This window comes from Pseudomonas anguilliseptica (genome assembly GCF_900105355.1).
GTDB classification, from domain to species: domain Bacteria; phylum Pseudomonadota; class Gammaproteobacteria; order Pseudomonadales; family Pseudomonadaceae; genus Aquipseudomonas; species Aquipseudomonas anguilliseptica.
The window spans coordinates 223281-250123 of the sequence record NZ_FNSC01000001.1 but is presented as its reverse complement, the minus strand read 5'-3'; the positions used below and the strand labels follow the sequence as shown (position 1 = coordinate 250123).

24 protein-coding genes and 3 pseudogenes are annotated in these 26843 nt (G+C 61.5%); 10 read left to right on the top strand and 17 right to left on the bottom strand.

Features of this window, described 5'->3' with window-relative positions; all coding sequences use genetic code 11:
- The first annotated feature begins 70 nt into the window (after positions 1-70).
- Entirely contained in the window at positions 71-1681 is a 1611-nt protein-coding gene (gene rtcR, locus BLW24_RS01255) for an RNA repair transcriptional activator RtcR (protein ID WP_090375658.1), read from the top strand.
- Between the two features lie 11 nt (positions 1682-1692).
- On the opposite strand, the gene BLW24_RS01250 is transcribed toward rtcR, so the two are convergent.
- From BLW24_RS01250 to BLW24_RS01195, 12 genes are all read right to left on the bottom strand, one after another.
- Complete coding sequence (locus tag BLW24_RS01250; RefSeq protein ID WP_090375655.1) at positions 1693-2004, bottom strand: YkgJ family cysteine cluster protein; 312 nt, start codon at positions 2002-2004, stop codon at positions 1693-1695.
- Positions 2005-2097: 93 nt separating this feature from the next.
- Positions 2098-2625, bottom strand: a complete 528-nt coding sequence (locus BLW24_RS01245; RefSeq protein ID WP_090375653.1) for a DUF2878 domain-containing protein — start codon at positions 2623-2625, stop codon at positions 2098-2100.
- A complete protein-coding gene (locus BLW24_RS01240; RefSeq protein ID WP_090375650.1) occupies positions 2618-3892 on the bottom strand; it encodes an SAM-dependent methyltransferase in 1275 nt (424 codons plus the stop codon). Before BLW24_RS01240 ends, BLW24_RS01245 begins: the two co-directional genes overlap by 8 nt.
- Complete coding sequence (locus BLW24_RS01235) at positions 3879-4679, bottom strand: DUF1365 domain-containing protein (protein ID WP_090387596.1); 801 nt, start codon at positions 4677-4679, stop codon at positions 3879-3881. Before BLW24_RS01235 ends, BLW24_RS01240 begins: the two co-directional genes overlap by 14 nt.
- Positions 4680-4696: 17 nt before the next feature.
- Complete coding sequence (locus BLW24_RS01230; protein ID WP_090375648.1) at positions 4697-5944, bottom strand: NAD(P)/FAD-dependent oxidoreductase; 1248 nt, start codon at positions 5942-5944, stop codon at positions 4697-4699.
- Positions 5941-6720 (bottom strand): SDR family NAD(P)-dependent oxidoreductase, encoded by a 780-nt coding sequence (locus BLW24_RS01225; protein ID WP_090375645.1) that lies wholly within the window; start codon positions 6718-6720, stop codon positions 5941-5943. Before BLW24_RS01225 ends, BLW24_RS01230 begins: the two co-directional genes overlap by 4 nt.
- Positions 6717-7139: a nuclear transport factor 2 family protein gene (locus BLW24_RS01220; protein WP_090375640.1), complete on the bottom strand. Its 423-nt coding sequence runs from the start codon at positions 7137-7139 to the stop codon at positions 6717-6719. The genes BLW24_RS01225 and BLW24_RS01220 overlap by 4 nt, the downstream gene beginning before the upstream one ends.
- The gene (gene phrB / locus BLW24_RS01215; RefSeq protein WP_090387595.1) at positions 7136-8575 is read right to left on the bottom strand and encodes a deoxyribodipyrimidine photo-lyase; all 1440 of its coding nucleotides are present in this window, start codon (positions 8573-8575) and stop codon (positions 7136-7138) included. The genes BLW24_RS01220 and phrB overlap by 4 nt, the downstream gene beginning before the upstream one ends.
- Before the next feature lie 14 nt (positions 8576-8589).
- Positions 8590-9528, bottom strand: a complete 939-nt coding sequence (locus BLW24_RS01210) for a MerR family transcriptional regulator (RefSeq protein WP_090375638.1) — start codon at positions 9526-9528, stop codon at positions 8590-8592.
- Positions 9525-10490, bottom strand: coding sequence for a YbgA family protein (locus BLW24_RS01205; protein ID WP_090375635.1), 966 nt, complete (start codon positions 10488-10490; stop codon positions 9525-9527). Before BLW24_RS01205 ends, BLW24_RS01210 begins: the two co-directional genes overlap by 4 nt.
- 125 nt (positions 10491-10615) lie before the next feature.
- Complete coding sequence (locus BLW24_RS01200) at positions 10616-10861, bottom strand: TIGR02450 family Trp-rich protein (protein WP_090375631.1); 246 nt, start codon at positions 10859-10861, stop codon at positions 10616-10618.
- A complete protein-coding gene (locus tag BLW24_RS01195; RefSeq protein ID WP_090375627.1) occupies positions 10858-11850 on the bottom strand; it encodes an NAD(P)/FAD-dependent oxidoreductase in 993 nt (330 codons plus the stop codon). Before BLW24_RS01195 ends, BLW24_RS01200 begins: the two co-directional genes overlap by 4 nt.
- 192 nt (positions 11851-12042) lie before the next feature.
- On the opposite strand from BLW24_RS01195, the gene BLW24_RS01190 reads away from it, so the two are divergent.
- The 3 genes from BLW24_RS01190 to BLW24_RS01180 all read left to right on the top strand — a co-directional run bounded on the left by BLW24_RS01190 (position 12043) and on the right by BLW24_RS01180 (position 15721).
- Complete coding sequence (locus BLW24_RS01190; RefSeq protein ID WP_090375624.1) at positions 12043-12948, top strand: TIGR01777 family oxidoreductase; 906 nt, start codon at positions 12043-12045, stop codon at positions 12946-12948.
- A gap of 8 nt (positions 12949-12956) precedes the next feature.
- Positions 12957-13979, top strand: a complete 1023-nt coding sequence (gene hemH, locus BLW24_RS01185) for a ferrochelatase (protein WP_090375620.1) — start codon at positions 12957-12959, stop codon at positions 13977-13979.
- A gap of 410 nt (positions 13980-14389) precedes the next feature.
- Positions 14390-15721: a spinster family MFS transporter gene (locus BLW24_RS01180; RefSeq protein ID WP_090375617.1), complete on the top strand. Its 1332-nt coding sequence runs from the start codon at positions 14390-14392 to the stop codon at positions 15719-15721.
- 54 nt (positions 15722-15775) lie between these two features.
- Here BLW24_RS01180 and BLW24_RS01175 read toward each other — a convergent pair whose 3' ends face one another.
- From BLW24_RS01175 to BLW24_RS01160, 4 genes and pseudogenes are all read right to left on the bottom strand, one after another.
- Positions 15776-17044, bottom strand: coding sequence for a uracil-xanthine permease family protein (locus BLW24_RS01175; protein WP_090375614.1), 1269 nt, complete (start codon positions 17042-17044; stop codon positions 15776-15778).
- Between the two features lie 2 nt (positions 17045-17046).
- Positions 17047-17538 (bottom strand): annotated as a pseudogene (gene upp / locus BLW24_RS01170) (uracil phosphoribosyltransferase); the annotation flags it as partial.
- Between the two features lie 140 nt (positions 17539-17678).
- Positions 17679-18659 carry an IS5 family transposase gene (locus BLW24_RS01165; RefSeq protein ID WP_090375425.1) on the bottom strand — a complete coding sequence of 327 codons (981 nt, stop codon included), beginning with the start codon at positions 18657-18659 and terminating at the stop codon, positions 17679-17681.
- A 186-nt stretch (positions 18660-18845) separates the two neighbouring features.
- Positions 18846-18983, bottom strand: a pseudogene (locus BLW24_RS01160) (uracil phosphoribosyltransferase); the annotation flags it as partial.
- A 246-nt stretch (positions 18984-19229) separates the two neighbouring features.
- Here BLW24_RS01160 and BLW24_RS01155 point away from each other — a divergent pair.
- Positions 19230-19787, top strand: coding sequence for a hypoxanthine-guanine phosphoribosyltransferase (locus BLW24_RS01155; protein WP_090375611.1), 558 nt, complete (start codon positions 19230-19232; stop codon positions 19785-19787).
- Between the two features lie 82 nt (positions 19788-19869).
- Here the strand turns inward: BLW24_RS01155 and dauA are convergent, their stop codons facing one another.
- Positions 19870-21609, bottom strand: a complete 1740-nt coding sequence (dauA, locus tag BLW24_RS01150; RefSeq protein WP_208600125.1) for a C4-dicarboxylic acid transporter DauA — start codon at positions 21607-21609, stop codon at positions 19870-19872.
- 183 nt (positions 21610-21792) lie between these two features.
- Between dauA and BLW24_RS01145 the strand changes: the two genes are divergently transcribed.
- The 5 genes and pseudogenes from BLW24_RS01145 (at position 21793) to BLW24_RS01125 (ending at position 26822) form a co-directional block, all read left to right on the top strand.
- The gene (locus BLW24_RS01145; RefSeq protein ID WP_090375608.1) at positions 21793-22080 is read left to right on the top strand and encodes a PA4642 family protein; all 288 of its coding nucleotides are present in this window, start codon (positions 21793-21795) and stop codon (positions 22078-22080) included.
- Between the two features lie 181 nt (positions 22081-22261).
- On the top strand, positions 22262-23242 hold the full coding sequence (locus BLW24_RS01140; protein ID WP_090375222.1) for an IS5 family transposase: 981 nt from the start codon (positions 22262-22264) through the stop codon (positions 23240-23242).
- A gap of 308 nt (positions 23243-23550) precedes the next feature.
- Positions 23551-24144, top strand: coding sequence for a TetR/AcrR family transcriptional regulator (locus BLW24_RS01135; RefSeq protein WP_090375220.1), 594 nt, complete (start codon positions 23551-23553; stop codon positions 24142-24144).
- 52 nt (positions 24145-24196) lie between these two features.
- Positions 24197-25306 carry an NADH:flavin oxidoreductase gene (locus BLW24_RS01130; RefSeq protein ID WP_090375219.1) on the top strand — a complete coding sequence of 370 codons (1110 nt, stop codon included), beginning with the start codon at positions 24197-24199 and terminating at the stop codon, positions 25304-25306.
- A 491-nt stretch (positions 25307-25797) separates the two neighbouring features.
- Positions 25798-26822: pseudogene (locus BLW24_RS01125) on the top strand (alpha/beta fold hydrolase).
- Positions 26823-26843: the final 21 nt, after the last annotated feature.

Below are 26843 nucleotides of genomic sequence, written 5' to 3'. Positions count from 1 at the left end.
TAAAATCTGTTCGGGTTTGGCTACTTGCATTGCTATATTTTGTTATCGCTATTTATCTTTTGGTATAAGAATGTTCGCTAGGAAAACCGTTGCCATCGGCTTTGTCGGTGCCACCCTGGATAGAGTTGGCAAGGGTGCCAATCGCTGGAGCAAGTGGCGGCCCAGCGTTGGCCTGTGTCAGCAGCAGGATTTGCTGATTGACCGCCTCGAACTGATCAACAGCCCGCGCGACGCCGGGTTGGCTGGGCGCATACGCGACGATATCGCTGCGGTCTCGCCGGAAACCGAGGTGTGTTTGCATGCCATGGCCCTGCGTGATCCCTGGGATTTTCAGGAGGTCTACGGCGCGCTGCATGAGTTTGTCAGCGGCTATGCCTTCGATACCGAGCGCGAGGATTACCTCGTGCATATCACCACCGGCACCCACGTCGCGCAGATCTGCTGCTTCCTCCTGACCGAGGCGCGCTACCTGCCGGCGCGGCTGGCGCAGACATCGCCGGGGCGCCGCGCGGAGGAGGCCACGCACAGCGGCACCTGCACCCTGATCGACCTCGACCTGTCACGTTACGACGGTATTGCCACGCGCTTTCGTCGCGAGCAGCAGGAAACCCTGGCGTTTCTCAAATCCGGTATCGCCACGCGCAACCCGGCGTTCAACCGCAGCATCGAGCAGATCGAACGGGTTGCGGTGCGTTCGCGCGCGCCGATGCTGCTGGTCGGCCCGACGGGCTCGGGCAAGTCGTTTCTGGCCCGGCGCATCTATGAGCTCAAGCGCGCCCGGCATCTGCTGCAGGGGCGTTTTGTCGAGGTCAACTGCGCCACCCTGCGCGGCGACGGCGCCGTGTCGGCGTTGTTCGGCCATAGCAAAGGCGCCTTTACCGGCGCGCAGAACGCGCGCGAAGGGCTGTTGCGCGCGGCCGATGGCGGCATGCTGTTTCTCGATGAAATCGGCGAGTTGGGGCCGGACGAGCAGGCCATGCTGCTCAAGGCCATCGAGGAAAAGCGCTTCTTCCCCCAGGGCTGCGACAAGGAGGTGGAAAGCGACTTTCTGTTGATCGCCGGCACCCACCGCGACCTGCGCGAGCGGGTGCAGCAGGGGCTGTTTCGCGAGGATCTGTTCGCCCGCATCAACCTCTGGACCTTTGAACTGCCGGGACTGGCCGGGCGGCGTGAGGATATCGAACCGAACCTGGAGTTCGAGCTCGAGCGCTATGCCCGCGAGCAGGGCCGCCAAGTGCGCTTCAATCTGCAGGCGCGGCAGCGTTACCTGGCCTTCGCCAGCAGCCGTGAGGCGACCTGGAGCGGCAACTTCCGCGAACTGTCGGCTTCGATCACCCGTATGGCCACCCTGGCCGACAGCGGGCGGATCGACGAGGCCCTGGTGGAGGATGAAATTCTGCGTCTGCAAAGCGCCTGGAGCGGCAAAGGGCTGGCCAAGGCAGGCATGCAACAGGAGCTGGAGCGCCTGCTGGGCGAGCGCTGGCAGGCGCTGGATCTGTTCGATCAGTTGCAATTGCCAGGGGTGGTGGCGTTGTGTCGCGAAGCTGCCAGCCTGTCGGATGCAGGGCGCCAGTTATTTGCGCAATCGCGCCAGGGCAAAAGCCAGCCAAACGATGCGGATCGGCTGCGTAAATACCTGGCGCGTTTTGGGCTGGATTGGCATGTGGTGCGGGCGTTGTAACGGCAATACCGCTAGCGGTAGATGCTGCTCATGCTTTTGCGCTCGTCCAGGCACTCGGGGGAGGCGGTTTCGAATTCGCGGCAGATCAGTGGGCGCACCTCGTAGATGGTGCAGCGCATGCTGTTGCGGTCCAGCGCTACGCACCAGCCGTCGTCGAGGCGCAGCATGACTTCGCCGCCCCAGTCATCGGTATCGATATAGCGCGGCGGCACGCCGGTATCGGTGATCAGCATGACTTCCAGCTGACAGCAGCAGGCCGCGCAGTTGCTGCAGCTGACTGCGGGTTTATCCGCGAGTTGGGTATGGGGGATGTTCTGACTCATGCAGCGCAGTGTACGTCATCGGTGTTCTTGCGGCGTCTGCTGCCGACATAGGGTGGCTGCTGTTATCCATCCACCTGGCGATGAGCCGAGCTGTTAAACCGACTGGCGTGTGCGCAGGCGCTGTTCGTACTGGCTGCGATAGAGCTTGGCAAAGCCGTGCAGCACGGGCATCACCAGTGCCCAGATGACGCCGATCAGCAGCAGGCTTTGCCAGGTGCCGTAGGGCAGGCCGACGCCGGCGATCTGCGCGCCGCCGTAATAGGACAGCGGTGCGGCGATGGCGCCCAGCAGGCTGCCGCGCCACCAGGGTTGTGCGGTCCAGGCCAGGCAGTGGTTGAGCGTGGTGGCCAGCAGCAGCCACAGGCTGGCCAGCCACAGTGGGATCAGCGTGCGTGGCTCGCTGAAGTCGAACACGCCGAGGTTGAGCAGAAAACTGTCCAGCGCGCTGCCGGCGAGAAACACGCTGATCAGCAGCTTGCCTTCCGCCGCCCAGCTGCTGGTCCACAGCAGATGCACCGCCAGCACCGCTGCGACAATCAGCAGCCACAGGCTGTCGCCGCCAAACACGCAGGCGAACCAGCCGAGCTGAAATAGCAGGGTGTTGACGATCAATTTAGGCATTGAGATTTCCCAGTAGCGGAGCAGGACGGGCCGCCGGCTTGGCCAGCAGCAATTGCGCGGTGCCGATGGTGCGCTCGATAAAGCCGCCCTCGCAATAGCACAGGTAGAACTCCCATAGGCGGAAGAAGTAATCGTCATAGCCCTGTTGCTCCAGCTTGTGCCGCGCCAGACGCAGGTTGTCGTGCCAGATGCGCAGGGTGCGGGCGTAGTGCAGGCCGAAATCTTCCATGTGATGCAGGTTCATATCGGTTTTGGCGGTAATGATTTCCAGCATCTTGTTCACCGAGGGTAGCGCGCCGCCGGGGAAGATATAGCGCTGGATAAAGTCCACGGCATTTTTCGCCTGCTCATAGCGTTGGTCGCGGATGGTGATGGCCTGCAGCAGCATCAGGCCGTCAGGTTTGAGCAGGCTGGCGCATTGCTCGAAATAGGTGGGCAGGAAGCGATGGCCAACCGCTTCGATCATCTCGATTGACACCAGCTTGTCGTACTGCCCGGCCAGGTCGCGGTAGTCCTCCAGCAACAGGGTGATCTGCCCCTGCAGGCCCTGTTCGGCAATGCGCTGCTGGGTATAGGCGAACTGCTCGCGCGACAGGGTGGTGGTGGTGACCTTGCAGCCGTAGTGGGTGGCGGCGTAGATCGCCATGCTGCCCCAGCCGGTGCCGATTTCCAGCAGGTGGTCGCAGGGCTTGAGGGCCAGCTTCTGGCAGATGCGTTCGAGCTTGTTCAGCTGCGCCTGCTCCAGGTTGTCGTCGGCACTCTGGAACATCGCCGCCGAGTACATCATGGTTGGATCGAGAAACTGCTCGAACAGGTCGTTACCCAGGTTGTAATGCGCCGAGATATTCTTGCGCGAGCCCTTGCGGGTGTTGCGGTTGAGCCAGTGCAGGCCCTGGATCAGCGGGCGGCCAAGTTGGGCCAGACCGCTTTCCATGGCGTCGAGCACCTCCAGGTTGCTGACGAACACGCGGAACACTGCGGTCAGGTCCGGGGTGGTCCAGTAACCGTGGATATAGGCCTCGCCCGAGCCGATCGAACCATTGCCGGCCACCAGCCCCCAGACGGCGCCATCCTGCACCCGGATCTCGGCGCTGAGGCTGGAGTGGGCATCGCCGAACTCCATGCGTTCGTCACCTTCAATGATCACCAGTTGGCCATGGCGCAGCTGTTTCAGCTGGCGCAATACCGCACGGCGCAGCAGGCTGGCACCAATGCCGCTGCCGGCGCGCACCACATGTTTGGCGGAGGTCAGGCTAGAGCTTTTCATGGGGGACTTCCTTTGATGCGGGGCGGGCGACGCGGAAATCACCTTCAGCGGCCCGATGGGTGAACAGGGGAATACGTTTGAGCAGCAGACGCAGGGCCTGCCAGTAGATGGCGGCTAGGGTCTTGCCGGTCATCCAGGGGAACTGCAGCAGGTAGCGGTGCAGGCTGGCGTGGTTGAGTTCAGTGCGTTGCAGGCTGAGGCTGGCGTCGAAGAGTTTTTCCTCGCCCTGCCAGTCGGCCATATGAATACCTAGGCGCTCACCGGCCGGGCTGAAGCTCATGCGGTACTCTAGCTCGCGCGGCAGAAACGGCGAGACGTGAAATGCCTTGGCCACGGCGACGTGCTGGTGCCCCTCGCCATCGGCCGGCAGCACATAGTGGTAACGCTCACGGAAAGGCGTGTTGCTCACCTCGCAGAGAATCGCCGCCAGGCGACCATCGGCCTCATGGCAGTAGAAGAAACTCGCCGGGTTGAAACTCAGCCCCCAACTGCGCGGCTGGGTCAGTAGGCAGATGGCGCCCAGTGGCGTGCGTCCCAGGGCTTCCGTCACGCGCTGGCGCACGGCGTCGATCAGGCTGATACCGGCACCGGTGAACTGCGGCAGGTAATCGCTTTCGCGAAAGGCAAAGGGCGCGAAGCGGCCACGTCCGGCCAGGGGCGACAGCGCGAGCACCGCCTCCTGCTCGCTCAGGTCGAGGTAGAGCAGGCCCATGCGGTAGCGGAAGTTGTGCAGCCGTGGGGCAAACCGCCGGTGCTGCACCCAGCCGCTGTAGAGGGCGCTGTTCAGTGCCGTTGGGCTGTTCACTACAGCGCCTCACCGAATTCACGGGCCACGCGCAGCGCGCTGACTACGCCATCTTCGTGGAAGCCATTGGCCCAGTAGGCGCCGCAGAAATAGCTGTGGTTGGCACCGAGCAGCTCTTCCCAGCGCGCTTGGGCAGCCATGCCGGCCAGGCTGTATTGCGGATGGGCGTAGGTGTAGCGCGCGAGGATCTTGTTCGGGTCGATGGCGGCGGTCTGGTTCAGGCTGACGCAGAAGGTGGTGTCGCTCTGAATGCCCTGTAGGATATTCATGTCATAGGTGACGGCGGCAGCTTGGCTGCCCGGGCCGCCGAGGCGATAGTTCCAGCTGGCCCAGGCCCGTGGCCGTTGCGGCAGCAGGCGGGTGTCGGTGTGCAGCACCACATCGTTGTCGGCATAGGGCAGCGCGCCGAGGATTTCCTTCTCGACCCGAGTGGGCTCGGCCAGCAGCGCCAGGGCCTGATCGCTGTGGCAGGCGAATATCACCTTGTCGAAGTGTTCACTGCCGGCGGCGCTGTGCAGGGTAACGCCCAGGGCATTGCGCTCGACCCGGGTCACTGCGCAGTTGAGACGGATATGCTGCTTGAAGGATTCTGTCAGCGGTGCCACATAACTGCTGGAGCCGCCCTCGACCACACACCACTGCGGGCGGTCACTGACCGACAGCAGGCCGTGGTTCTTGAAGAAGCGCACGAAGAACTGCAGCGGGAAGCCGAGCATGTCGTTCAGCGACATCGACCAGATCGCCGCACCCATGGGCACGATGTAATGCTGGATAAAGCGCTGACTGTAGCCATTGGCCTGGAGGTAGTCACCCAGGGTCATGTCACTGGCGATGCGCTGTTGGTTGAGGTCGTTCAGCGCCTCGCGGTTAAAGCGAAGGATGTCGCGCACCATGCCCCAGAATTTTGCCGACAGCAGGTTGCCGCGTTGGGCGAACAAGGTGTTGAGGTTGTGGCCGTTATATTCCACGCCGCTTAGCGGATCGCTGACCGAGAAACTCATCTCGGTGTCCTTGAAGCCAACGCCGAGCTGGCTGAGCAGGCGGATAAAGTTCGGGTAGGTCCAATCGTTGAACACGATAAAACCGGTGTCCACGGCATAACGCTGACCATCGACCTGGACATCCACGGTGTGGGTGTGTCCGCCGATCCAGTCGCTGGCCTCAAAGACTCTGATGTCGTGGCGACGGTTGAGCAGGTAGGCGCTGGTCAAACCGGCGATACCACTGCCGATAATGGCGATTTTCATGAGCGGTCCTTGGTCGTGGCTTCAGTGCGGGCCATACGGGCGCCAATGGCCACCTGCAAGCGCTTGGGCAGATGACCGAGCAGCTTGAGCATGGCGATAAAGGGGCCGGGGAAACTGATATCAAACGGCTGCTGCTGCAAACGTTTGGCGATATAGCGGGCGGCTTTGTCCACCGGCCAGCGCATGGGCATGGGAAAGTCGTTTTTCTGCGTCAGTGGGGTGTCGACAAAGCCGGGGCTGACCAGGGTGACGGCAATGTTTTCGGCATGCAGGTCGATGCGCAGGGCTTCCAGCAGGTAGCGCATGGCGGCCTTGGAGGCGCCGTAGGCTTCGGCGCGCGGTAGCGGCATAAAGGTTACCGAGCTGCCGACGCCGACCAGGTGCGGACGATTGCCCAGACGCAGCAGGGGCAGGGCGGCTTCGATGCAGTAGCTGGCCGAGAGCAGGTTGGCGCGCATCACCCGTTCGACCATGGCGGCCTCGAAGGTGCTGACCTCGACATATTCGCAGGTGCCAGCGTTGAGGATGGCGCAATCCAGCGCGCCCCAGACCTGGGTAATGTGCTCACCGATGGCACGTACCTGGGAGGCATCGCCGAGGTCGCCGGCGACCACCAGCACTTGCAGCGGGTAGCGTTTGGCCAGCGCCTGCAGCGGTTCAAGGCTGCGGGCGCTGAGGGCTAGACGGTGACCCTGTTTGAGTAGTTGTTCGGCCAGGGCGGCGCCGATGCCACTGCTGGCGCCGGTGAGCCAGATACGCCGTGCGTTCGCGTTCATGCCAACCTCCGTTTCAGCCAGCGAATTGCCGAGCCGAGTAAGGGCAGGTGCTCGTAGAGCAGGTTGCCGGCGTCGAAATAGTCGCGGTGGCGATAGACCTTGTCGTGCCAGAGCAGGTGCGAGCAGCCTTCCACGCGGATCAGCTGCCCGCCGGCCAGGCGCGGGTGGCGGTAACTCATGGTCCAGCGCAGGTAGCCTTCACCGTCGCGCACCTGATCAAAGCCGTAGAAGTCGAAGCGCAATTCGCTGACGTTGGCGTACATCTCGCCGAAGTAGCGCTGCATATTGGTCAGGCCACGTACTTCATGCAGCGGGTCGCAGAACAATGCATCGTCGCTGTAGAGCTGGCCCAGACGGTCGAGGTTGTCCTTGTTCAGCCCGGCAAAGCCCTGGGCGAACTGGCGCAGAAAGTCGCTCACAGGGCCTCCTCGCCGGCAAAGTGCGGCAGGCTCTTGAATGCGGCGAGGGCGCGTGTGCGGCTCTTGCTCAGGTCGACAATCGGCGTGGGGTAATCGGCAATGCCGAACAGCCCGCCGATGGCCGCCGGGTTATGGATATTGGTCTTGTTCAGGCCGACCAGCTCCGGCAGCCACTGGCGGATAAAACGCCCATCCGGGTCGAATTTCTGCGACTGGCTCAGCGGATTGAAAATGCGGAAGTACGGCGCCGAATCAGTGCCGGTAGACGAACTCCACTGCCAGCCGCCGTTGTTCGCTGCCAAGTCGCCATCGATCAGGTGACGCATAAAGAAACGCTCGCCTTCGCGCCAGTCGATCAGCAGATTTTTGGTCAGAAACATCGCCACAATCATGCGCAGGCGGTTGTGCATCCAGCCGGTGGCCAGTAGCTGGCGCATGGCCGCATCGACAATCGGGAAGCCGGTGCGGCCTTCCTGCCAGGCTTTCAGCTCCAGCGGCGCATCGCGCCAGGCCACGGCCTCGGTTTCCGCGCGGAAGGCGCGGTGCATCGAGACGCGGGGGTAGCCCACCAGGATGTGCTTGTAGAACTCGCGCCAGAGCAGCTCGTTGATCCAGGTGATGACCCCGAGATTGCCGCTGTCGAATTCGCCCTGGTTGGCCTGCAAGGCCGCATGCAGGCACTGGCGCGGCGAGATCACCCCGGCGGCCAGGTAGGCGGAGAGCTGGCTGGTGCCGGGCTTGGCCGGAAAGTCGCGGGCGCTCTGGTAGAAGTCGATCTGCTGCGCGGCAAAATCATCCAGACGCCGCGCCGCCTCGGCTTCACCGGCTGGCCACAACTCACGCAGTTCGGCAGCTGGCAGGGCGAAGCCTGCAACTTGTTCAGCAATGGCATCGCTTTGGATCGCCAGCTGCGCCTGTGCCTTGGGTGTGGCTATCAGAGCCGGCAGGGCAGTGTGCAGACGCTGATAGCAGACCTTGCGGAACTGGCTATAGACCTGGAAGTAGCCGCCGGATTTGGTCAGCACGCTGCCGGGCTTGAAGAACAGCTGATCCAGATGGCTGCGAAAATTCACTCCGAGACTATCAAGGGTCTGCGCCACGGCCTGGTCGCGGCGGGTTTCATGCACGCCGTATTCTTCATTGACCTGCACCGTGCCAATCTGCAGCTGCTGGCACAGTTCACCGATCACCTGCGGCGCGGCGCTCCAGTGATCGGCCTCCCGTACCAGCAGCGGCACATTGAGTTTGCTCAGCTCAGTGGCCAGCTCTTTGAGGTTGCGCAGCCAGAAATCGACCTTGCTCGGCGCATAATCGTGGTTCAGCCACTGGCCGGGGCTGAGCAGGTACAGCGCCACGGTCGGGCCGCTGCTCATGGCGGCGGTCAGGGCGCTGTTGTCCTGCACGCGCAGGTCGGTACGAAACCAGATCAATTGCAGCATGGTATTTCCCATCAGTTATGCAGCAGGTTGAGGTCGGTAAGGTTATGCAGCGCGGCCAGCGGGTCAGCGGCCAGGCTCAGTTCGTCGTTCTGCGCGGTGATGGCGAGTAATTCTTCGGCGTGGATCTGCACCACCTGGCCGACCAGTAGGCAGGGGCAGTCATAACCGCCGAGCAGGCGCTGCAGGTGGGTGCTGTTCAGCGCCTGGCTGGAATACAGCAGCACTGCACGCGGCTGAATATGCTCGACCGCCAGGGCCAGTTCGGTCGGTGGCAGTGGCCAGTCGAAGACTTCCACCGGGCAGCCGGCGCTGCTCGCCAGCCAGGCGGTCAGCCAAAGACCGGGGGCCATCGGTAGGTCGGAAACGTTGATCAGCAACAGTGGCGTACCACTGGCCTGGCGGTTGTTGTGGTACAGGCGCGCGCCGAGCTTGCTGCGTAGCCAGGAGTAGAAGAACACTCGCTCAGCCTGAGCGCCGAACTGGTTGCGCCAGCGCAGTTCGAGGTCTTCGAACAGTGGCAGCAGCAGTTGCTGGCACAAGGTATGCGGCGGGTAGAGCGCCAGTTCGCTGTTGAAACACTCATCCAGGCGCCGCTCGTTGAGGTTGCAGATGGCTTCCTGCAACTGCTGGCGCTTGCTTTCCCACTGTGAGCTGGCCTCGGCAAAGGCCGGCTGATTGGAGCGCAGCAGGCCCTTGACCTGGCTGACCGAGACGCCGCGATTAAGCCAGGTGAGAATCGCCTGGATGCGCAGCACATGCTCATCGGCATACAGGCGATGACCCTTGGGGGTGCGATGCGGCACGATCAGGCCATAACGGCGTTCCCAGGCGCGCAGGGTGACGGCGTTGACCCCGGTGATGCGCGCCACATCGCGGATCGGCATAAAGCCCTGGGCAATGGCCGCCTGGTAATCGTCGGTCGCGCCTGCGCTGCTTGGCTCCAGGCTCATAGGGCGTTACGCAGGCTGAGGTTTTCCGGGTGCGGCTGCAGGTAGACCTGCTGCGCGATGTAGCTGTCCGGGTGACGGCGAAAGTGGTGTTTGAGCAGGGTCATGGGCACCACCAGCGGCACCACGCCATGGCGGTACTGGCCAATCAGCTGCTGCATTTCCCGCTTCTCTTCGCTGCTCAGCGACTGCTTGAGATAGCCGCTGAGGTGCTGCAGTACGTTGCTATGGGTACGACGGGTGGCGCAGCTTTTCAGCGCGCTCATCAGCTCGCTGAAATAGCGCGGCGCCAACTCATTGATGTCGTGCTGGCCAAGATTGCCGAGCATGCGCCCGAGCAACTTGTACTGCATGGGATGGGTGGCCATCAGCAGGTATTTGTAGCGCGAGTGGAAGTCGATCAGACGCTTGCGGGTCAGGCCGTCGCGCAGCAGCTGTTGCCACTCGGAGTATGCGAATACGCGGGTAATGAAGTTCTCGCGCAGGATTGGGTCATTGAGGCGGCCGTCTTCTTCCACTGGCAGGTTGGGATGCCGCGCGCAGAAGGCTTGGGCAAAGATGCCGCGGCCAGGCTCGCTGGGGCGGCCGTTGTCCTGGTAGACCTTGACCCGGTGCAGGCCGCAGGACGGCGACTGCTGCATAAAGATGTAACCGCAGATATCCGTCAGTTCACCGGCCATGCGCTCGCCATAGGCAGCCAGGGGGGCGGTGACATCCACCTCGCGCCTGACCGTACCCACGGCGCGCGGCGCTTGCGGGTCGCCAACCAGGCGGATCGGCTCACGCGGGATGCCCATGCCAATCGCCACTTCCGGGCACAGTGGGGTGAAGTCGAAATACTCGCTGAGGGTGCGGCTGCACAGGCGCGATTCCTTGTGTCCGCCGTTGTAGCGAACCTCATTACCCAGCAGACAGGCACTGATGCCCAGTTTGGGTTTTCCGGTGGCGTTTTCGGATGGGCTCATGGGCAACCTCTGATGTACGACTTGTACAGGTCCTGATAGATGTACAACTTGAGTTCATCATAGGTTTGTAATTGTACAAGTCAATATTTTTGTACAACTACTGTATGGTTTTGTGTATGGGCCTGTTACTTCCAGCCCATGCGCCAGTGCTCGGGGTTTTCCAGTACGCGCCAGTCCAGGCGTTGGCAGCGTTGGTTGAGTACAGCCTGCAACTCGATCTGCAGCACCGTACCGTCTTCGTCGCAGAACAGCTCGGTGACGAGGAAATGTTTCTCGCGATTCTGCGGCTGCGCTGCCGTCCATTTCGACAGCAGCAGCTTGCGCGGGTTAAGCCGGTGCTTGCCTGGCGCAGTTCGCTGTTGGCCGCTCATTGCAGGTGTTCGAGCAAGCGTCGCGCCGCTTCCTGGCCGCTGAGCCAGGCGCCTTCAACACGGCCGGACAGGCACCAGTCGCCGCAGGCATAAATGCCCAGGTCGGCATCGGCCAGTACGCCCCACTGGTGCGCGCTGGCGGGGCGGGCATAGAGCCAGCGGTGCGCCAGGCTGAAGGCTGGGGCGGGCACGGCGCAGCCGATCAGTTCGGCGAAAGCGCCGAGCAGGTGTTCGATCACCGCTTCCTTGGGCATGTCCAGATGCTGCTTGGTCCACTGGCTAGTGGCGTGCAGCACCCAGGTGTCGAGTTGCGTGTCGCGCGCTGGCTTGCTGCGATTACGGGCCAGCCAGTCGAGTGGGCTGTCCTGTACAAAGCAGCCTTCAACTCGGGTTTCCAGCGGTGTGGGGAATGCCAGTGCGACCGCCCAAGTCGGGTCCATGGCCACGCTGGCGGCGGCGCCAGCGAGTTTCGGTACGCTGGATAGCAGGGCGGTGGCCTGCGGTGCTGGAGTGGCGACGATTACGTGGCTGAACGGGCCGTGGTTATTGCCCTCGGCATCTTGCAGGTGCCAGTGCTGTTCGCCGCGAAACACTTCGGTGATGCGGCAGGAAAAGCTTACCGGCAGTGCGCCGAGCATGGCGCGGGTGATCGCACTCATACGCGGGCTACCGACCCAGCGGACTTGTTCATCTGGCGAAGCACTGAGCTGGCCGTTATTGAAGTTGTAGAGGCTCGGGGTCCACTCGGCGACCCAGCCGCGGGCATGCCATTGCTGCACCACCTCGACAAAGCGACGGTCGCGGGCGGTGAAGTACTGCGCGCCAAGGTCCAGCGCGCCGGCATCGCTGCGCTTGCTGGCCATGCGGCCGCCACTGCCGCGGCTCTTGTCGAACAGTTGTACCGGGTGCCCGGCGGCATGCAGCGCCTGTGCGGCAGACAGCCCGGCAATGCCGGTACCGATGATGGCGATGGGGTGAAGAGCGGTCATGGTCTACCTCGTGTTTTCAAGCGTTAGGATACGCTTTAGACAAAAACTATACAATATTGTTTTTGTGTATAAGCTATGCCGGAGTCGATCCTGTCTTTCTATAGTTAAGACAACCTGCAGCCGGATTGAAGCCACAAACGTGATTAATCCGTCGGTGGTACCTATTAAGCACGGTCATACGAGGGCATTTCTATGCATATTCTTCTGACGGGCGGAACTGGTTTGATCGGGCAGGCGCTGTGCCGCCACTGGTTGCAGCAAGGCCATCATCTGACGGTGTGGAGTCGCAGGCCCGAGCAGGTTGCTGCCCTTTGTGGCGAGGCGGTGCGTGGCATTGGTCAGCTTGACGAGCTGGGTGAAGAGTCGCTGGATGCCGTGGTCAACCTGGCTGGTGCGCCGATTGCCGACCGGCCCTGGACGCGCAAGCGCAAGGCGTTGCTGTGGGCCAGCCGGATTGGCCTGACCGAACAATTGCTGGCCTGGCTGGAGAGCCGCGCGGATAAGCCGCAGATGCTTTTGTCCGGCTCGGCGGTAGGCTGGTATGGCGACGGTGGCGAGCGTGAGTTACATGAAGATTCGCCGCCGGTGAGTGAGGATTTCGCCGCGCAGCTGTGCGGCGCCTGGGAAGAAACTGCCCAGCGCGCCGAGGATTTTGGTATCCGCGTGGTATTGCTGCGCACCGGACTGGTGCTGGCCCGTGATGGCGGGCTGCTCAAGCGTCTGTTGCTGCCGTTCAAACTCGGGTTGGGCGGTCCGCTGGGCAATGGTCGGCAGTGGATGCCGTGGATTCACTTGGCTGATCAAATCGCCCTGATTGATTTTCTCCTGCAGCAGGACTCGGCCAGTGGTCCTTATAATGCCTGCGCGCCGACGCCTGAGCGTAACCGCGCCTTCAGCCAGGCCTTGGGCCGTGAGCTGCACCGGCCGGCCTTTATGCCGGCCCCGGCCTTTGCCCTGCGTATGCTGCTCGGCGAATTGTCTGTGCTGCTGCTCGGTGGCCAGCGCGCGGTGCCGACGCGCTTGCAGGAGGCTGGTTTCAGTTTTCGTTTTACTCATTTGGATGTGGCTCTGGTGGACTTGCTGGGCCAACCTGACTAGGACTTTGCATGACCGATCACGCCTTGCTGTTGGTAAACCTGGGCTCGCCGGCCTCCACTGATGTGGCCGATGTGCGCCGCTATCTCAACCAGTTTCTGATGGACCCCTATGTCGTCGATCTGCCCTGGCCGCTGCGGCGTCTGCTTGTTTCGCTGATTCTGATCAAGCGCCCGGCGGCGTCGGCACATGCCTATGCCTCGATCTGGTGGGAGGAGGGCTCGCCGTTGGTGGTGCTGAGCAAGCGTCTGCATCAGGCGATGAAGGCGTCCTGGACCCACGGCCCGGTGGAGCTGGCCATGCGCTACGGAGAGCCGTCGCTGCAAACCGTGCTGACCCGCCTGGCCGCTCAGGGCATCAAACAGGTCACCCTGGCGCCGCTGTATCCGCAGTTTGCCGACAGCACCACCACCACGGTGATTGAAGATGCCAAGCGCGTGGTGCGTGAGCAGCAGTTGCCCATACGTTTTTCCATCCTGCCGCCGTTCTACGATCAGCCGGAGTACCTGGATGCCTTGGTCGACAGCGCCAAACCTTATCTGGAGCAGGAGTTCGACCACCTGCTGCTGAGCTTCCACGGCCTGCCGGAGCGTCACCTGCATAAGCTGGACGCCACTGGCCATTGCCTGAAAGGTGCGGATTGCTGCCGTAGCGCTTCGCCCGAAGTGCTCGCAAGCTGTTACCGCGCTCAGTGCCTGCGCAGCGCCGAGCTATTTGCCGAACGTATGGGGCTTAAGCCCGCACAGTGGTCGGTGTCGTTTCAGTCGCGGTTGGGCCGCGCCAAATGGATCGAACCCTATACTGAGGCGCGTCTCGATGAGCTGGCCAAGCAGGGTGTGAAAAAGTTGCTGGTGATGTGCCCGGCCTTTGTCGCCGACTGCATCGAGACGCTGGAAGAAATCGGCGACCGTGGCCGCGAGCAGTTTGTCGAAGCTGGCGGCGAGAGCCTGCAGCTGGTGCCGTGTCTGAATGAACACCCAAGTTGGGTGGCGGCGCTGAAGACCCTTAGCGAGCGTGCCCCGCTGATGCTCTAGCAGACCGTTGAAAGCTACCTGCGTTGGCAATACTGCGTAAAAACGGCCTCACAGCCAAAGGCTGAACGGCTTTAGCACGGCCCAGAGGGGGTGAGCAAAGCGAATCAAATGCTCATTTACAACACGTAAACTCCGCTTTTGACTCACTATTTTTCGCCCTGCGGGCCAGCCTGCGGCTGTTACTCCGCTTCGCTACGTTTCGGCCGTTTTGCCTTGTTTTGCCTGCCTCGCCAACGCTTTCAACGGCCCGCTAACCGAATGCAGCGCGGCTGTCATTCGCTCGAAGGGATGCTGCGCATTCGCCGCACTGATAACACCTCCGGGCGATACTCATCGCCTTGTATATCGGCCTAAGCTGGCAGCTCTTTCAACCGTCGTGCACCGCACCAACGGTGCCGAGGAGACTGCCAGTGCTCAACAACAATAACGGCTATCCCTCTTCCACCCGTGCCTGGGTGACTGTCGCCATCCTGATGGTGGCGTACGTGCTGTCGTTTATCGATCGGCAGATTCTCAACCTGTTGGTTGGTCCGATCCGCCGTGACCTGATGATCAGTGATACGCAGATGAGCCTGCTAATGGGCCTGTCGTTTGCGCTGTTCTACACCGTCTGCGGTATTCCCCTGGGCCGTCTGGCCGATACCAAGAGCCGTCGCGGGCTGATCGCCATCGGCGTGCTGTTCTGGAGTGCGGCCACTGCTGCCTGCGGCATGGCCAAGCTGTACTGGCAATTTCTGCTCTGCCGTATCGGCGTCGGTGTCGGCGAGGCGGCGCTGTCGCCTGCGGCCTATTCGCTGATTGCCGACAGCTTTCCGGCCGAGCGCCGTGCTACCGCGATCAGCGTGTATTCCATGGGGGTTTACCTCGGCTCTGGTCTGGCCTTTCTGCTCGGCGGTCTGGTGATTCAGTTTGCCTCGGCACAGGGCGATGTAGTGCTGCCGGTATTCGGTGAAGTACGCCCGTGGCAGCTGATCTTCCTGATTCTCGGCGCAGCCGGGGTGCTGTTTACCCTGCTGATGCTGGCGGTCAAGGAGCCAGCACGGCGCGGCGTGGGTGCCGGGGTGGCGGTGCCGCTGGCGGATGTCGGTCGCTATATCCGATCCAACCGGCGTACGGTGCTGTGCCACAACTTCGGCTTTGCCGGCCTGGCGTTTGCCGGTTACGGCAGCGCGGCGTGGGTGCCGACTTTCTTTATCCGCACCTACGGCTGGGACGCCGGCCAGGTCGGCATCGTTTACGGCAGCATTGTGGCGGTGTTTGGTTGCCTGGGTATCGTCTTCGGTGGTCGTCTGGCCGACTGGATGGCCAAACGCGGCAGAAGCGACGCCAATATGCGTGTTGGTCTGTATGCCGCTTTCGGCGCCGTGCCGTGCGTGCTGGCCTTTCCGTTGATGGATAGCGCTGTATGGGCCGCTGTGCTGATGGCACCGACGGTGTTCTTCCTGAGCATGCCGTTCGGCGTGGCGCCGGCAGCAATCCAGGAAATCATGCCCAACTCGATGCGTGGCCAGGCCTCGGCCATCTACCTGTTCGTGATCACCCTGATTGGCTTGGGCATCGGCCCGACGGCGGTGGCCCTGGTGACCGATTACGTATTTGCCGATGACATGGCGCTGCGTTACTCGCTGCTTGTCGTCACCAGCATCGCCGTGTTCAGTTCGATTGTGCTGCTGAGCATGAGTCTCAAGCCTTACCGCGAGAGCGTGGTGCGGTTGCAGCAGTGGTCGGTCAATCCGGCCTGAGGCACGCAAGAATGAAAAAGCCCCGCACTTGCGGGGCTTTTTAGTGAGTGCGTTTTACAAATCCGGCTCTTCCAGCACGGTTTTGCTGCGCCAGCCTTGGCCACCCGGCAGCACCAGGTTGAGTACCAGGGCGCAGATGGCGCACAGGGAAATGCCGGACAGGGCAAAGTCGCTGTTGCCGATCACCATGCCACCGATGCCGAACACCAGAGTCACCGAGACGATAATCAGGTTGCGTGCCTCGGACAGGTCGACCTGATGGCGGATCAGGGTGTTCAAACCGACCACCGCGATGGAGCCGAACAGCAGGCAGAGAATGCCGCCCATGACCGGTACGGGAATGCTCTGCAGCGCGGTGCCGAACTTGCCAACAAAGGCCAGGCCGATGGCGAAGCAGGCCGCCCAGGTCATGATCTTCGGGTTGTAGTTTTTGGTCAGCATCACCGCGCCGGTGACTTCCGCGTAGGTGGTGTTGGGCGGGCCGCCGAACAGGCCTGCTGCCGAGGTGGCCAGGCCGTCGCCGAGCAGGGTGCGGTGCAGGCCGGGCTTCTTGATAAAGTTCTTGCCGGTCACGCTGCCGATCGCCACTACGCCGCCGATGTGCTCGATGGCCGGTGCCAGCGCCACCGGGACGATGTACAGGATCGCGCCCCAATGCAGCTCCGGCGCTACGAATGCCGGAATCGCCAGCCAGGGTGCGGCGGCGATATTGCTGGTGTCGATGACTCCGCAGAACGCCGCGACGATGCAGCCAACAATGATCCCCGCAAGGATCGGCACCAGGCGCAGCAGGCCGCGGCCCATGGCGGCGACCAGTACGGTGGTGATCAACGCTGACATGGAAATCAGCATGGCGGTTTCATACGGCACCAACTGCGCGCTGCCATCGCCGGCTTTGCCCATGGCCATGTTCACGGCCACTGGCGACAGTGCCAGGCCGATGGAAATGATCACCGGTGCAATCACCACCGGCGGCAGCAGGCGGTCGATAAAGCCCGCGCCTTTAACCCGCACCACGGCGCTGAGCAGGATATACACCAGGCCCGAGGCGACGATGCCGCCGAGCACGGCCGGCAGGCCAAACTCGCCTTTGGCGGCGAGAATCGGTGCGATAAAGGCGAAGCTGGAGGCCAGGAATACCGGCACCTGACGTCCGGTTACCAGTTGGAACAGCAGGGTGCCGATACCCGCGGTGAACAGCGCCACGTTGGGGTCCATGCCGGTGATCAGCGGCATCAGCACCAGTGCACCGAAGGCTACAAACAGCATCTGTGCGCCGGAAATGCCCTGGCGCCAGAGTGGATCGTTGTATTCGTCCTGCATGCTCAGGCGTCCTTCTGTTTGGTGCCGAAGATCTTGTCGCCGGCATCACCGAGGCCGGGAATGATGTAGCCGTGTTCGTTCAGGTGCTGGTCGATGGAGGCGGTGTAAATGGTCACGTCCGGGTGTGCGTCGTTGACCATCTTGATGCCTTCTGGCGCAGCCACCAGCACCATGGCGCGGATTTCCCTGCAGCCGGCTTTCTTCAGCAGGTCGATGGTGGCGACCATCGGGTCGATGATCATCGCCAGGCGCTCGTCGATTTCCGGCACCAGTTTTTCCAGGTAGGTGTGCGCTTGCAGGGTTTCCTCGTTGCGCGCCACGCCCACGGCGCTGACCTTGGCGCCTGGGATCAGGCTGAGCACGCCTTCGAGCATGCCGATGCCGGCGCGCAGAATCGGTACCACGGTGATTTTTTTGCCGGAGATTTTTTCCACCTTTACGGTGCCGCACCAGCCTTCGATCTCGCAGTCTTCCAACGGCAGATCCTTGGGATGGTCTGAAGTAGCCATGTATTTCTGGCTGACTTCAGCCCCGCCGATTTTGAAAGCGGCAAATCGATCAAAAACGATCAGATTACCCATTCATTTCTGTGTTTTTAGCCGCCGCGAGTAGCTCGCGGCAGCCATTTCCCGCATTACAGGCGCACCTCTCCTGCATTGGTCAGTAAATGTCGGCGTGCCATCCACAGGTTCGACAGCGCGAACAGCGTCACCAGTTGCGCCGTGTTCTTGGCCAAGCCACGGAAGCGTGTCTTTACATAACTGAACTGACGCTTGATCACCCGGAACGGGTGCTCAACCTTGGCGCGCACCTGGGCCTTGGCCTTCTCGATCTTGCGTTTGGCTTTGTACAGCGGGCTGCTCTTACCCAGCTTCTTATAGGTGCTGCGGCGGGCAGCAACCTGCCAGATCACCTCGCGCCCATCATGTTCGGGGCGCTTTTCGACGCCGGTATAACCCGCATCGGCGCACACCACGTTTTCCTCGCCGTGCAGCAACTTGTCGACCTGAGTGACATCCGCCACGTTGGCCGCCGTGCCTACCACGCTGTGTACCAGCCCCGACTCGTCATCCACGCCAATGTGCGCCTTCATGCCGAAGTAGTATTGGTTGCCCTTCTTGGCCTGGTGCATCTCTGGGTCGCGTTTGCCGTCCTTGTTCTTGGTCGAACTCGGCGCATTGATCAGCGTGGCATCGACGATGGTGCCTTGGCGCAACGACAGGCCACGGTCGCCAAGATAGCCATTGATGACGGCCAGGATGCCGGCAGCCAACTCATGTTTCTCCAGCAGACGACGGAAGTTGAGGATGGTGGTTTCGTCGGGGATACGTTCCAGACTCAGCCCGGCGAACTGCCGCAGGATAGTGGTCTCGTACAGCGCTTCTTCCATCGCCGGGTCGCTGTAGCCGAACCAGTTCTGCATCAGGTGCACACGTAGCATCGCCATCAGCGGATAGGCCGGCCGACCGCCTTCACCCTTGGGGTAATACGGTTCGATCAGTGCGATCAAACCCTTCCACGGCACCACCCGATCCATCTCGATCAGGAACAACTCTTTGCGGGTCTGCTTGCGTTTGCCGGCGTACTCGGCATCGGCGAAGGTCATTTGCTTCATCGGAAAACTCGGCGGGTGGCGTCCGGGCATTTTGCCAAAATCAGGAAGTCTTATTCAGAGTTTCCTTTGCGGGTCTGCTTGCGCTTGCCGGCGTACTCGGCGTCGGCGAAGGTCATCTGCTTCATCGGAAAACTCGGCGGGTGGAGTGCGGATATTTTGCCAAAATCAGGAAGTCTTTTTCAGACCATCCTTGGTCGCCTCGTAAGTCAGCAGCGCGCCGACTTCCTGGGCCAGTTCACGAAAATTCTTCGTGCTGATATCGGCGCGGCGCATCAGGCCGAGTTTGTGGCGGATCAGCGGGTGGCGGATCTCGAGGATGGGCATGGCGGGGTCTCCGGCAGGACGGGCGAAAAATTGCGTTAGATTAAAGCATTGGCTATGCCAAGTGCTGGGCCAAGATGGCCTAATGTCGCTAAATAGCGGCTAACGTGTCGCCGCTTGCGGGCAATTGCCGCAGTTGGTCTGCCGGGGCTTGCTCTGCATGGCGCAGATGCGTACCTTTGCCGGCTTTTATTTTGACGCATCGATCAGCTTTCTGGTCTGACCGTCCCGCTCCCAAGAGGAAACAGCATGTCCGTCGATCTCGCGCATATCCGCCAAGTCATGGCCGAAGCCGATTGCCTGCACAGCAATGCCGAGGTTGAGGTGGCCATCGACACCATGGCGGCCGCCATCAACAGCGAGATGGCCGACAGCAACCCTGTGGTGTTCTGCGTGATGAACGGCGGGCTGATCTTCTCCGGCAAGCTGCTGCCCAAGCTCAACTTCCCGCTGGAACTGTCCTACCTGCACGCCACCCGCTACCGTAATGAAACCAGCGGCGGCGAGCTGTTCTGGAAGGCCAAACCGGAAATCTCCTTTATTGACCGCGACGTGCTGATCATCGACGACATCCTCGATGAAGGGCACACCCTCGGTGCAATCATCGATTTTTGTCGTCACGCCGGCGCCAAGAACGTGCGCATCGCCGTGCTGGTAGACAAAACCCACGACCGTAAAGCACGCCCGGACCTCAAAGCCGATTACGTCGGCATGTCCTGCGTAGATCGCTATGTGTTTGGCTATGGCATGGACTACAAGGGCTACTGGCGCAATGCGCCGGGTATCTACGCAGTTAAAGGGTTGTAAGCGCTGTTATGGCAGGGTGGAAAACCGTTAAGCGCTTTCCACCCTGCACGGTCCAGGGCGGATAAGCTGCGCGTTATCCACCCTACGATGCTGATTCCCCATCGGCCTTGGGCGCTAGCCAGCGCAACGCTTTCTCTCTGGCTTGGGCCAGATCGCGTACATAAGCCAACTCACCTTCAACGCGCACGATGCCGGCGCGGCGCAATTGCAGGCGCACCTGTGGCGTGGGCCCGCTGAGTACCAGGGCGACGTGCTGCTCGCGGTAGTCGCGCAGCACATTGTCCAGTGCGGCGATGGCGGTCATATCCAGCAGCGGCACGGCGCTGATATCGACGATCACCACCTTTACCCCTGGGGTAAAGCGCCGGAGCACGCTCAGGGCTTTTTCCGCTGCACCGAAGAACAGCGGCCCGCGAATGGCGTAGGCCAGCACGTGTTCGGGCAGGTCATTCAGTGCCTGGTGGAAGTGCTTGGGCAGCGCTGCGGTATCGGTCAGGTCGCTCATGCGCTTGATAAACAACCCGGCGGCCAGCAGCAGGCCGACGCCCACCGCCAGCACCATGTCGAACAGCACGGTGAGAGTCAGGCAGGTCAGCAGCACCAGCACATCACTGCGTGGCGCAATACGCAGGGTATGTTGCACGTGCCGCGGCTCGCTCATGTTCCACGCCACCACCAGCAGCAAAGCCGCCAATGCGGCCATCGGCAGGTAGCTGAACAGAGGCGCGAGAAACAAAATGGCGATCAGCACCACGCCGGCGTGGGTCATTGCGGGCAGTGGCGAGTAGGCTCCGGCGCGCACGTTGGCGGCACTACGGGCAATCGCCGCGGTGGCGGTGATCCCGCCGAACAGCGGCGCAACCAGATTGCCAATGCCCTGGCCGATCAGCTCGCCATTGGGGTCGTGTTTGCTGCCGGTCATGCCATCGGCAACCACGGCGCACAGCAGCGATTCAATCGCCCCGAGCATGGCAATGGCAAAGGCCGGTGCGAGCAACTGACGGAATAGCTCGAAGCTCACCAGCAGAGGCTGGCCATCGGCACCTGGCAAGTGCCAGGGCCAGATAAAGCTCGGCAGAAATGGCGGAATGCCTGGGTGCTCAACGCCATTCAGGCTGTAGCTGAAGCGCTCGCCAATGGTCGCCACGGGAATCTGCAGGCTTTCTAGCAGCAACCCGAGCAATGCGCCGACCGTCAGTGCGACCAGATGCCCGGGTATTTTCGGCACCCAGCGCGGCCAGATCAGCAGCGTCGCCAGGCATACCAGCGCCACCAGGCTGTCGCCCAGTTGCAAGCTGGGCAGGGCCTGTATAAGGCCGTTGAGTTGTTCGATGTAGTTTTTCGGCTGGCTGCTGAGCTGCAGGCCGAACAGGTCCTTGATCTGCAGGGTGGCGATGACGATGCCGATACCGGCGGTAAAACCCAGCGTGACCGGATAGGGGATAAATTCGATCAGCTGCCCGGCGCGCATCAGTCCGAGGGTAATCAGAATTGCACCCGCCATCAGGGTGCACAGCAGCAGTCCGCCGAGGCCGAATTGCTGGGTGACCGGCAACAGAATCACCACAAAGGCGGCGGTCGGCCCGGAAACGTTGAAACGTGAGCCGCCAAACAGGGCGATCAGCGTACCGGCCACCAGCACCGTATACAGACCGTGCTGCGGCGCCACTCCGACGGCAATCGCCAGGGCCATGGCCAGCGGAATGGCGATAATGCCCACCGTTAAACCGGCGCTCAGGTCGCTGCGCAGGTTTTTCCAGCCGTAGCCCGCGCGCAAAGTCTGGCGCCAGGCGGAGAACAGCGGCGGTAAGGGCAGCGACATAATGACTCCCAACTCAATAGGCGCAGTATAAGGGGCGGCCCCAGCGTGCAGTGTTGACCTAAGTCGGCTGTGCGCCAGCCTCAGCGCGTGTTAAACCGTGTGGTTGTCCGGCATCCGTTGAGCCCTTGCCACACCCGGAGGTACACTGCCGGCCCCGTGTGGCCTGGTTAGCTGGAGTGAGTGATGCGTAAAGACAAGAAACAGGTGATTGGCGAAGAGATTGGTGACGAGCCGATCAAGCTGTTCCTCGGCGTAGAACCGGCCGATGCCACGCCGCCGTCGCTGCACAAGCTGGTCAAGGCCTACCGTGGCCTGCGTATCGACGATTTCGAGCGCTTTGTCGGCTTCTTCGTTGCCGCCGGCTACGACCTGAATGCCAAGGATGCCCAGGGCAATGACTTTATCGCGCTGATCCAGGATCAACGCTTTGCCGAACCTTATATCGAAGTGATCAAAGCCGCCCGCGGCTAAGAACCTGCTCAACGTCTGCTGCGCGTCGGTGCTGGTGCGTTAAAAGCAGGTTCGGAATGCTCATTTACAGCCGTAAACTCCGCTTTCTCACCTGCTTTTGCCTTGCATGGCTCTAGGGAAACTCTGAATAAGTCTTCCTGATTTTGGCAAAATGCCCGGACGCCACCCACCGAGTTTTCCGATGAAGCAGATGACCTTCGCCGATGCCGAGTACGCCGGCAAGCGCAAGCAGACCCGCAAAGAGTTGTTCCTGATCGAGATGGATCGGGTGGTGCCGTGGAAGGGCTTGATTGCCCTGATCGATCCACATTACCCCAAGGGTGAAGGCGGTCGCCCGGCGTACCCGTTGATGGCGATGCTGCGTGTTCATCTGATGCAAAACTGGCTCGGTTACAGCGATCCTGCGATGGAAGAGGCGCTGTACGAAACGACCATTCTGCGGCAGTTCGCCGGGTTGAGCCTGGAGCGTATCCCTGACGAAACCACCATCCTCAACTTCCGTCGCGTACTGGAAAAAAACGAACTGGCGGCTGGCATCTTGGCTGTGATCAACGGCTACCTGGGGGATCGCGGCCTGTCCCTGCGCCAGGGCACCATCGTCGATGCGACGTTGATCAATGCGCCCAGCTCGACCAAAAACAAAGACGGTAAACGCGACCCGGAGATGCACCAGACCAAGAAGGGCAACCAGTACTACTTCGGCATGAAGGCCCACATCGGTGTGGATGACAAGTCTGGACTGGTGCACAGCGTGGTGGGCACGGCGGCCAACGTGGCGGACGTCACCCAGGTGGATAAGCTGCTGCATGGCGACGAGAACGTGGTTTGTACCGACGCAGGTTACACCGGTGTGGAAAAGCGTCCGGAGCATGAGGGTCGGAAGGTTATCTGGCAGGTGGCGGCACGCCGCAGCACCTACAAGAAACTCGATAAGCGCAGCGCGCTATACAAAGCCAAGCGCAAGATCGAGAAGGCCAAAGCCCAGGTGCGCGCCAAGGTCGAGCACCCGTTTCGGGTGATCAAGCGGCAGTTCGGCTATGTGAAGACGCGCTTCCGCGGCCTGGCCAAGAACACGGCGCAGTTGGTCACGCTGTTTGCGCTGTCGAACCTGTGGATGGCACGCAGACATTTACTGGCAACTGCAGGAGAGGTGCGCCCGTAATATGGGCAATAGCCGCCGCGAGGTGCTCGCGGCGGCTAAAAACACAAAAATAAGCGGATGATATGATCGTTTTTGATCGATTTTCCGCTTTCAAAATCAGCGGAGGCTGAAGTCGGCCTGAAACGCATGGCTACTTCAGAGGATCCCTAGCTCGCGAGACGTTGAGCAGGTTCTGCATCTTCCCCTCCCACAAAGCCGCGACCTGTTCGCGGCTTTGTCGTGTCTAAAACCCGCGTTGCTTCTTGCGGATAATCACGCAAATCAATAGTGCTGGGCGAAGCGAGACGACCGGTCATATTCTTGTCGGCATGAACTCCAGCATTCGACTCGACAAGCGTGACCTGATCCTCGCCAAAGGCGCCGAGGTGATGACCTGTCGTGGTTATCACGGCGCCGGTGTGCAGGAAATCGTCCAGGCGGCGGGGGTGCCGAAAGGCTCCTTTTATCACTACTTCGCCAGCAAGGAAGACTTTGCCTTGCAGGCCTTGCAGCAGGTCTATCAGCCGCGCCTGGCGCGTTATGCCGAAGCCCTGAGCGACCCAGCGTTGAGCCCGCGCGAACGCATCCTCGGTTACTACGCCGAGCTGGTGGAACACTTCGCGCGCCAGGAGCGCCTGGAATACCACTGCTTTATCGGCAGCCTGAGCTTCGAGATGGCCGAGCTGTCGCCGACCCTTGGCACCCAGGTCGATGCAATTCTGCAAACCTCGGCGGACATTCTGCAGGCCTGTCTGGAACAGGCGCAGGCCGCAGGCGAGCTGGCAGCCGATGAAGATTGCCGCAACCTGGCGAGCTTTATCGCCAATGCCTGGCAAGGCGCGCTGACCCGACTCAAGGTGGCGAACAACACCCGCGCCCTGACTGACTTTATCCAACGCCTGCAGCTGTTGTTGCAGGTCTGAATACAAGCCCCTTTAACCAGTTGCGGCGCTCTGGCCGCCCCGAGGAATGATGATGACCGATCCCGTTAAAGCACTGTTCCAACCCTTTAGCCTGGGCAACCTGGAGCTGCCGACCCGTGTGGTCATGGCCCCGATGACCCGTTCCTTCTCCCCAGGCGGCGTACCGAATAGCAAGGTCATCGAGTACTACCGTCGCCGCGCGGCTGCCGGCGTTGGTTTGATCGTCACCGAAGGCACCACGGTTGGGCACAAGGCCGCCAACGGTTACCCGAATGTGCCGCGTTTCTACGGTGAAGATGCTCTGGCCGGCTGGAAGAAAGTGGTCGAGGCCGTGCACGCAGAAGGCGGCAAGATCGTTCCGCAACTGTGGCACGTGGGCAATGTGCGCAAGCTGGGCACCGAGCCGGACGCCAGCGTCCCAGGCTACGGCCCGAGCGAAAAGATTAAAGAGGGCAATGTGGTTGTGCACGGCATGACCCAGGACGATATCAAGGACGTGATCGCCGCCTTCGCCCAAGCCGCCAGAGATGCCAAGGCCATCGGCATGGACGGTGTGGAAATTCACGGTGCCCACGGCTATCTGGTCGACCAGTTCTTCTGGGCCGGCAGCAACCAGCGCACCGACGAATACGGTGGTGACCTGGCGCAGCGTTCGCGCTTTGCCATCGAACTGATCCAGGCTGTGCGTGCCGCCGTCGGCCCTGAGTTCCCAATCATCTTCCGCTTCTCGCAGTGGAAGCAGCAGGATTACAGCGCTCGCCTGGTAGAGACTCCTGAAGCGCTTGAGGCCTTCCTTAAGCCGCTGGCCGATGCCGGCGTGGATATCTTCCACTGCTCGACCCGCCGTTTCTGGGAGCCGGAGTTCGACGGCTCCGAGTTGAACCTGGCCGGCTGGACGCGCAAGCTGACCGGCAAGCCAACCATCACCGTTGGCAGCGTCGGCCTGGACGGCGAGTTCCTGCAGTTTATGGTCAACACCGACAAGGTGGCTCAGCCGGCCAGTCTGGAAAACCTGCTGGAGCGTCTGAACAAGCAGGAGTTCGACCTGGTTGCCGTAGGCCGTGCACTGCTGGTCGACCCGGATTGGGCGGTAAAAGTACGCGATGGCCGCGAGCAGGATATTCTGCCGTTCAGCCGTGATGCGCTGACCAGCCTGGTCTAAGAACCTATCTCGAATCTGCTGCGCGTCGGCGATACGGCGTTAAAAACAGGCTCGGAATGCTCATGTACAGTTCGTACACTCCGCTTCCTCGCCGCGTTTTGATCAGCCGGAGGCTGTTACTACGTAGCGCCTTGTATCGCTCTAGCTCGCGAGATCCGAAACAGATTCTAGATACCCGTTTTATCGTGTGCGCCGCAAAACGGCGCAACACTCCTCAAGCCCCGGCACGTCGGGGCTTTTTTTCGTCCGCAGGGTGCATGGGTAGGTTGGGTTGAGGAGCAACGCGACGAAGCCCAACCTACCCATGCAGCGGTCTGTTGGGCTTCGCTGTGCTCAACACCAACCTACGGCTTATCGCTTCACAACACGCAATAGCTACATAGTTTTTTCGTCCGGTATCGGCCGCTTGTGTCGATTGATATCCGGCGCTCTGCAGGCAAGCTGTGCCTCGTTGGCTAGTATTGCCAGTGCCCCGTCATCAGGTATCGACCATGAAGCGTGCTGTGCAGATATCCGTATCCGTTGTCCTGTTGGTGCTGATCAGCCTGGCCGCTGCGGTCGCCTGGAATTGGGCGCCGGATCGCCCCGTGGCGGACCTCAAGCCGCGCTGGGCTTTGCCACCGTCGCAGTTTGTCGCGGTTGACGGCATGCTGGTGTACCTGCGCGATCAGGGCCCACGCGATGACCCCGCGCCGATCGTGTTGCTGCACGGCACCTCGGCCAGCCTGCACACCTGGGAAGGCTGGGTGGCAGCGTTGCAGGCCAAGCGTCGGGTGATCAGCCTCGATCTGCCGGGCTTTGGCTTGACCGGGCCATTCCCCGATGGTGATTACCGCATGGCCCACTACAGCGCCTTTCTCGGCCATGTGCTGGATCAGTTGCAGGTGCCGCGTGCGGTGGTGGCGGGCAACTGGCCTGGCAATTTGCCCTGAACTATCCGCAGCGTGTTGAACGGCTGGTGCTGGTGGATGCCGCCGGTTATCCGCGCAACGCCACTTCCATGCCCATCGGTTTTCGTCTGGCGCAGATTCCCGCGCTGGCGCCACTGATGGCCAATCTGCTGCCCCGGCAGATGATCGAGGCAAGCATCCGCAACATCTACGGCGATCCGGACAAGGTCAGCGATGAGCTGATTGATCGCTACTACGAGCTGACCCTGCGCGCCGGCAATCGTGAAGCCTTGCGTCAGCGCTTTATCCAGGCCGAAGCGGGGCAGAGCTACACGCGTATCGCCGAACTCAAGGTGCCGACGCTGATTATTTGGGGTGGTCGCGATGAGTTGATTCCACCGGTCAATGCCGAGCGCTTCAAACGCGACATCAAGGGCAGCCGTCTGGTGCTGTTCGACGACCTCGGCCATGTGCCCCAAGAAAGAGGAGCCAGCACGCACCGTGGCGGTGCTGATGGGCTTTCTAGAGGGCTAGTAGGGGTCTACCGCAGCTTTTTCCTGCGCACTAAGCTGCTGATATTTCGAGAGAGATTGCCTGCGCAAAAGAGCTGGCGTGCTTTGTGCTAACGCTGTCAGCGCTGGTTGGCT